This window comes from Mycobacterium sp. (genome assembly GCF_049802695.1).
GTDB lineage: Bacteria > Actinomycetota > Actinomycetes > Mycobacteriales > Mycobacteriaceae > Mycobacterium.
Window position 1 is genome coordinate 1 of the sequence record NZ_JBARMY010000021.1, and the last position, 7313, is coordinate 7313.

Annotated in this window: 7 protein-coding genes and 1 pseudogene; 6 read left to right on the forward strand and 2 right to left on the reverse strand. The window is 64.6% G+C overall.

Translation table 11 applies throughout. From position 1 onward, the window contains the following. Window positions 1-277 (forward strand): FGGY-family carbohydrate kinase (locus WA317_RS00720; RefSeq protein WP_425171206.1); only part of this gene is annotated, 277 nt, incomplete at its 5' end. Here WA317_RS00720 and WA317_RS00725 read toward each other — a convergent pair. Beyond that, window positions 264-1163, reverse strand: a pseudogene (locus WA317_RS00725) (SAM-dependent methyltransferase); the annotation flags it as partial. The gene WA317_RS00720 and the pseudogene WA317_RS00725 overlap by 14 nt on opposite strands. Before the next feature lie 22 nt (window positions 1164-1185). After that, window positions 1186-2097, reverse strand: coding sequence for an SAM-dependent methyltransferase (locus WA317_RS00730; protein ID WP_425171207.1), 912 nt, complete (start codon window positions 2095-2097; stop codon window positions 1186-1188). Between the two features lie 249 nt (window positions 2098-2346). Here WA317_RS00730 and secY point away from each other — a divergent pair, with 249 nt between their 5' ends. The 5 genes from secY to WA317_RS00755 all read left to right on the forward strand — a co-directional run. Beyond that, the gene (gene secY / locus WA317_RS00735; protein ID WP_425171208.1) at window positions 2347-3672 is read left to right on the forward strand and encodes a preprotein translocase subunit SecY; all 1326 of its coding nucleotides are present in this window, start codon (window positions 2347-2349) and stop codon (window positions 3670-3672) included. Continuing rightward, window positions 3669-4217: an adenylate kinase gene (locus tag WA317_RS00740; RefSeq protein WP_425171209.1), complete on the forward strand. Its 549-nt coding sequence runs from the start codon at window positions 3669-3671 to the stop codon at window positions 4215-4217. Before secY ends, WA317_RS00740 begins: the two co-directional genes overlap by 4 nt. A gap of 2 nt (window positions 4218-4219) precedes the next feature. Beyond that, window positions 4220-5020 (forward strand): type I methionyl aminopeptidase, encoded by an 801-nt coding sequence (gene map, locus WA317_RS00745; protein WP_425171210.1) that lies wholly within the window; start codon window positions 4220-4222, stop codon window positions 5018-5020. A gap of 121 nt (window positions 5021-5141) precedes the next feature. Then, a complete protein-coding gene (locus tag WA317_RS00750; RefSeq protein WP_425171211.1) occupies window positions 5142-6329 on the forward strand; it encodes a flavin-containing monooxygenase in 1188 nt (395 codons plus the stop codon). A gap of 43 nt (window positions 6330-6372) precedes the next feature. Next, window positions 6373-7313: FAD-binding oxidoreductase (locus WA317_RS00755; RefSeq protein ID WP_425171212.1), on the forward strand; the 941-nt coding region annotated here is incomplete at its 3' end.

Consider the following 7313-nt stretch of genomic DNA (forward strand, 5'->3'; position numbering starts at 1 on the left):
GGTGCCGGCGTGGATGCAAGCGATCGCCGATGCCACCGGTCGGCCGGTGGAGCTGTCTACCGTGGCGGACGGGGCGGCGCTGGGCGCGGCCTTCGTCGCCCGGATGGCGATCGGCCTGGAATCGTCGATCACTGATGCCCGGCGGTGGGCCGCCGTCGAGCGAATCGTCGAGCCCAACCCCGCGTGGACTGCGGCACTGGAGGACCGCTATCACCGATTTCTGGAATTGGCCGACCGGCCGGCCCCGAGCCGCCCCGATCCGGGAGCGTGCCGCTGATGTAGTAGACCTCGCCGAGCGCATCCTCGTCATCCGCCGGTGGAAGGGGCAGGTCGCTACGGATGAACAGGTCAGTTCGCGCCGCGCTGATGGCTTTCCAACCCTTGCGGCGCAGATAGTCGACCACATCACTGCGTTCACCCGTCTGCATCAGCGACGGGATGTCGATGTCCATGCCGTGGGCACGAAACGTGCGCGAGAGCTCCTCGACCCGGTCGGTCTTGTATCCCTTGAGCCCGGGCGCATACTCGGTGGCGACGGTGCTGCCCGGGCCGCTTAGCGCGGTGATGGTGTCGAACAACCGGTCCTGCTCCTCGCCGTGCAAGTACATCAGCACGCCTTCGGCCAGCCATGCCGTCGACAAGTGGGGTTGGAAGCCGGCTGCGCGCAGCTCGGCGGCCCAATTGCCGCGCAGGTCAGCAGCGACGGCGCGCCGGGTGGCCGTTGGTTTCGCGCCGACCTCGGCCATCGTGGTGGTTTTGAAGTCGATCACCCGGGGGTGGTCGATCTCGTAGATCACCGTCCCGGTTGGCCACGGTAGCCGGTAGGCGCGCGCATCCAGGCCCGAGGCAAGGATGACGATCTGGCGTACCCCGTCTTCGGTTGCGTCGGCGAAATAGTCGTCGAAGTACTTGGTGCGCACTACCACCGCGTCGATCATCCCTCGCAGGCGCGCCGACGAGGGGGTGTCGATTGCCGGAAACTCAACGTCGATCATGTTGATGAAAAAATCGATTCCGACCGCACGGACCAGATCCGCGGCGAATGGGTCGTTGATCAATCCGCGCGGATCCTTCGTGGCCATCGCCCGGGCAGCCGCGACTACGGTTGCGGTGGCGCCGACGCCGGACTTCGGATCCCAACTCTCCCCGTCGACTGGTTTCAGGTCCGTGGTGTCCACTGCGGTCCTATCGACGAATTGCAGTCACGGCAATGATGTTGCGGAGCGCGCCCAGCCCGTCGTCCTCAGGGAACGCCAGACCGTAATCGGTGAACAGTTCCCGCCGGGGCCGAGTGGTGACCTGCCAACCGTGACTGCTGAGGTAGTCGACGACGTTGTTGCGTCTGCCTTCGTAGAACAGTCCCGACAAGTTGATGTCGCAGCCGAGGCTGGCCCACCGATCGTTGAATTGCTGCGCGCGTTCAGCCATCGTCGGACCGTCTTCGGGATGGAATTCGGTGGCCAGCTGGCTGCCGGGGGCGCTGAGCGCGGTGATGTTGTCGAAGAGCCTGTCCTGGGCCTCCGGTGGCAGGTACATCAGCAGACCCTCGGCGCTCCACGCGGTCGGCCGGTCGGGGTCGAAGCCGCTGGCGCGAAGTGCGGCCGGCCAGTCGTCGCGCAGATCGACGCTGACTGTCCGCCGTTCCGCTGTCGGCGCGGCGCCCAGCGCCGCCATGGTGGCCGTCTTGAAATCGATCACTTGAGGCTGGTCGACTTCGTACACGACACTGCCGGTCGGCCACGGCAGCCGGTACGGCCGCGAGTCGAGGCCGGCGGCCAGGATGACGGCTTGGCCGGCACCCACGGCGGCGGCGCCGACGAAGAACTCGTCGAAGAACCGGGTGCGTACTGCCAGCGAGTCGGTTTCGGATTGCAGTTCCGGTTTGACGACCTCACCGGCGTCAGCTGCGCCCACTTCTCCGTCGACCACGCGGGTGAAGAAGTCGATGCCCACCGCTCGGACCAACGGCGCTGCGAACGGATCGTTGATGATGGCGTTGGGCTGTGCGCTGGCCCGCGCCCGGGCCGCAGCGACCATCGTCGCCGTCGCGCCCACGCTGGAGGCCAGATCCCAGGTATCGCTGTCGCTGCGTGTCATATCTACGTACCCCTCCAAAGCATTCGACCTGCGAACGGTTGATACTTAGCAAGATTAACGAGCTAACCAAACTTTACGCCTGGTTGCAGGGAGCCCCTGCCAGCGCTGTTACTCTCGTAAACTGTTTGACGCGCGACTTCGCACCTCTCGGGCGTGCGGTGCTCGGCGCGTGACGGAGGATTATCCGATGCTGGCGAGGCCAGCCACGTTGGCATGCCGCGACAAGAGTTCGGCTGCGCAGGAGGAAGAGTGCTTTCGGCTTTCATCTCATCGCTGCGAACAGTCGACCTGAGACGGAAGATTCTGTTCACGCTGAGCATTGTCGTCCTGTATCGGCTGGGCGCGTCCATTCCGTCGCCGGGCGTGAACTACCCGAACGTGCAGAAGTGTATTGCACAGGTCAACGGGGGCGATGCGGCGCAGATCTACTCGCTGATCAACTTGTTCTCCGGCGGCGCCCTGCTGCAATTGACGGTGTTCGCGGTCGGCGTAATGCCGTACATCACCGCCAGCATCATCGTGCAGCTGCTCACCGTGGTCATCCCGCGGTTCGAGGAGCTGCGTAAAGAAGGCCAGTCCGGCCAGGCCAAGATGACGCAGTACACCCGCTACCTGGCCATCGCGCTGGCGATTCTGCAGGCCACCAGCATTGTGGCCCTGGCGGCGAACGGTGGTCTGCTGCAGGGCTGCAGCCTGGAAATCATCGCCGACCAGAGCGTCTTCACTTTGGTGGTCATCGTGCTGGTGATGACCGCGGGCGCCGGACTGGTGATGTGGATGGGCGAGCTGGTCACCGAACGCGGCGTCGGCAACGGCATGTCGCTGCTGATTTTCGTCGGCATCGCCGCCCGCATCCCGAGCCAGGGCAAAAGCATTCTGGACAGCCGCGGCGGGGTGGTTTTTGCGGCGGTCTGCGCGGCCGCGCTGATCATCGTCGTCGGCGTGGTGTTCGTCGAGCAGGGTCAGCGCCGTATTCCGGTGCAATACGCCAAACGGATGGTGGGCCGCCGGATGTACGGCGGCACCTCGACGTATCTGCCGCTGAAGGTGAACCAGGCCGGTGTTATCCCGGTCATCTTCGCGTCATCGCTGATCTACATCCCGCATTTGATCACTCAGCTGGTCCACAGTGGCAGCGGCGGAACAGGTAATACCTGGTGGGACAAATTCGTCGGCACCTATCTGTCGGATCCGTCCAATCCGGTGTACATCGGCCTCTACTTCGGACTGATCATCTTCTTCACGTACTTTTACGTGTCGATCACCTTCAATCCCGACGAGCGCGCCGACGAGATGAAGAAGTTCGGCGGCTTCATACCCGGTATCCGGCCGGGCAAGCCGACCGCCGACTACTTGCGCTTCGTGCTGAGCCGCATCACCCTGCCGGGCTCAATCTATCTGGGCGTGATCGCGGTGTTACCCAACCTGTTCCTGCAGATCGGCAACAGCGGGACGACGCAGAGTCTGCCGTTCGGCGGTACCGCGGTTTTGATCATGATCGGTGTCGGATTGGATACGGTCAAACAGATCGAGAGCCAGCTCATGCAGCGCAACTACGAAGGGTTCCTGAAGTGAGAGTTGTTTTACTCGGGCCGCCGGGAGCGGGGAAGGGCACGCAGGCCAAGAAGCTGGCCGAAAAGCTCGCGGTGCCGCAAATTTCCACCGGCGACCTGTTCAGGAAGAACATCGACGCAGGCACCGACCTCGGTCTGGAAGCCAAGCGCTACCTCGAAGCCGGCGACCTGGTGCCCTCCGAAGTGACGAACCAGCTCGTCGATGACCGACTCGACGATTCCGATGTGGGGGCCGGTTTCATCCTGGACGGATACCCGCGGTCGCTCGAACAGGCCAAGGCACTGCACGACATGCTCGAACGCCGGGGCACCAAGCTGAATGCGGTACTGGAGTTCCGGGTGTCGGAGGAGGTGCTGCTCGAGCGCCTCAAAGAACGTGGACGCGACGACGACACCGAAAAGGTCATCCACAACCGCATGAAGATCTACCACGATCAGACGGATGCGGTTATCGAGTACTACCGCGACGACTTGCTGAAGACCGTCGACGCGGTCGGCACGATGGACGAAGTGTTCGCCCGCGCGCTCAAGGCCCTGGGGAAGTAACGATGATCGCTCTGGCAGGGCTGCGCAACCGCAAAGTCGTGCCACAGCGGAGCGCCGGTGAACTCGACGCCATGGCTGCCGCCGGGGCCGTGGTGGCTGCAGCGCTGAAGGCGGTGCAAGCGTCCGCGGGCCCCGGAGTCTCCACGCTCGAACTGGATAACGTCGCGGAGTCGGTGATCCGCGGCGCCGGCGCCACACCTTCATTTCTCGGCTACCACGGGTATCCGGCGTCAATCTGCTCCTCGGTCAATGATCGGGTGGTGCACGGAATCCCCTCCGCAGGCGATGTGCTGCGGTCCGGGGATCTGGTCTCGATAGACTGCGGCGCAATTCTGGACGGCTGGCACGGTGACGCGGCCCGCACGTTCGGTGTCGGGCAGCTCATTGCCATCGACGAAGCCCTGTCCCAGGCGACCAGGGAATCCATGGAAGCCGGGATCGCCGCGATGATCCCCGGCAACCGCCTGACCGACGTATCGCACGCGATTGAAACCGCGACCCACGCGGCCGAGGAGCGCTACGACCGCACCTTCGGGATCGTGGCGGGTTACGGCGGCCACGGCATCGGCCGACAGATGCACATGGATCCGTTCCTGCCCAACGAAGGATCCCCCGGACGGGGCCCGTTACTGGCCCCGGGATCGGTGCTCGCCATCGAACCGATGCTGACGCTCGGCACCACCAAGACTCTGGTGCTCGACGACGGTTGGACGGTCGTTACCGTCGACGGCTCCCGCGCGGCCCACTGGGAGCACACCGTGGCGGCAACCGAGGACGGGCCCCGCATCCTGACCCTCGGCTGACACCGAGCGATTGACCTCCCGGCAGCGGTAGGTGCTGCCCCGATGAACCCTGCCCGTCTCCGGGTCGTGTCACTACTGAGCCGGAAGTCCTCGGCGCCGAAAAGATGACCGGAGATCGCGGATGACCACTGGAATCCAGGACAGTCCCGACGCCGTTGTCATCGGGTCGGGTCCCGCGGGTCTGGCTGTCGCACGCCAACTCGATCATCAGCATGGCGTGAAAACGCTGGTTGTCGATCGCGCTGCGGCCCCGGCGATCTCGTGGCGCACGCGCTACGACAACTTCCGCCTCAACACCACCGGCTTCTTGTCGCACCTACCCGGACAACGGATTCCGTTGACCACCGGGCGTTGGCCGACCAAAGAGGACATGGTCCGCTATTTCGATCGCTATGTTGAGCGTCAGAGCATCGACGTCATGCTCGGATGTGAAGTCCACCGCGTCGACCGCTCCGATGGAAGCTGGCAACTCGACACGTCGGCGGGTGAAATTCGCAGCCGGGCAGTGATCCTGGCCACCGGCAACTACGGCGCGGCCACTATCCCGCCGTGGCCCGGACTGAGTCGCTTCAACGGCGAGATCGTTCATTCCGGAAAATTCACCAACGGGTGGCCCTACCGTGGCCGAGACGTCCTGGTTGTCGGCGCCGGCAATTCGGGCGCCGACATCGGCGTCCAACTCGCCAACGCGGGCGCACGCCGAATCTGGCTGGCGGTGCGCACACCGCCGCACCTGGTGCGGCGGGCAATCGGGCCGTTCCCGTCGGATATCTTCCTCGAGCTGTTCTCAAGCGTGCCCGCTCGGGTGGTCGATCCGCTGTTTGCGCGCCTCAACCGCCTGATGTGGGGCGACCTGTCGGGTTACGGTTTCGGCCGGCCACCGCTCGGGTTGAAGGCGTCGGTGGAACAACGGGGCCGCATCCCGACGCTGGCCGACGAGCTCATCGACGTCGTCCGACTCGGCCGCATCGAGGTCGTCAGCGCCGTCACAGCGGTCGAATCCGACGGTGTGATCCTCGCCGACGGAACATCCGTAGCGCCGCAGGTGATCATCGTCGCCACCGGGTTCGGCACGGAACTGCACGGCCTGGTCGGCCATCTCGGCGTCCTCGACGAGCACGGCAATCCGCGCGGCGGCTTTGCCTCGAACGTCGGCGAGGGACTGTTCGCGATCGGCTACGGCATCCCGCCCAGTGGCCCGCTGCGGGCGATCCGCCGCAACGCCACCCCGCTGGCCCGCGAAGTTGCGGGCTACCTGCGACCCTCCCGAGGCAGTCACGCTGAACGTTTGACGGCGGTAGCCCGTTAACACAGCAGCCCGACACTGCGGGTGCCGACTCTGAGGGGATGCAATGGTGGTAATCGCCGTCGAGAAAGCTTTTTCCCGCGGTACCGAAGAATACGAAACGGCCCGTCGCAGCACAGTGTGGAACGGGCTACTGCCGCAACGGTTTCCCGATGTGATTGTGCAAGCACACGATGTCGCCGACGTTGTCGCGGCGATCCGATATGCACGCGCCAACGGGCATCACGTCGGCGTGTGTTCGGGCGGACGCAGCTGGACCGCCAGCCACTTGCGTGACGGTGGTCTGCTGCTCGACGTCAGCCGCCTCGATCACTGCGCCGTCGAACCGGATCGGATGACCGCGGACGTCGGCCCCGGTAAATCCGCCAGTGTCTTCGCGGCCGAGCTGGACGCACAAGGTCTTTTCTTCCCCGCCGGCCATTGCCAGGGAATACGCCTCGGTGGCTATCTCCTGCAGGGCGGCTACGGCTGGAACAGTTCGGTGCTCGGACCGGCATGCGAGAGCGTGCTCGGAATGGAAGTGATCACCGCCGAGGGTGAGCGGATCTATTGTGATCCAGAGAACCATCCTGACCTGTACTGGGCGGCCCGCGGGTCGGGACCGGGCTTCTTCGGTGTGGTCACCTCTTTCAAGCTTCGGATCCACCCACGTCCGCCGGTGTGGGGCACCTGCCTGTACATGTATCCGATCGACGTGGCCGACGAGGTGTTCAGCTGGGCACGCTCGATCCGTTCCGAGCTCGACGACCGGGTAGAACTGCAGATCCACACCGCGCGCAGCTTCCCGGGAGCCGGCCTCGAGGGACCCGGCATCACGATCGCCTCGCCGGTTTTCGCCGATTCAGAGCCGGAGGCGATCAAAGCCCTTGCGCCGCTTGCTACTTGCCCGGTGATCGACAAAGCGATAGTGAATCTTGCTTACGCGCCGACCACCTTGGCCAACTGGTATAACGCGGTGATGACGAATTATCCCCAAGGGCATCGCTA

Excerpts from the sequence above, each read along its gene's own strand:
- WA317_RS00750 (WP_425171211.1), top strand. The coding sequence starts at position 5,142 with ATGACCACTGGAATCCAGGACAGTCCCGACGCCGTTGTCATCGGGTCG.
- map (WP_425171210.1), top strand. The coding sequence starts at position 4,220 with ATGATCGCTCTGGCAGGGCTGCGCAACCGCAAAGTCGTGCCACAGCGG.
- WA317_RS00730 (WP_425171207.1), bottom strand. The coding sequence starts at position 2,097 with ATGACACGCAGCGACAGCGATACCTGGGATCTGGCCTCCAGCGTGGGC.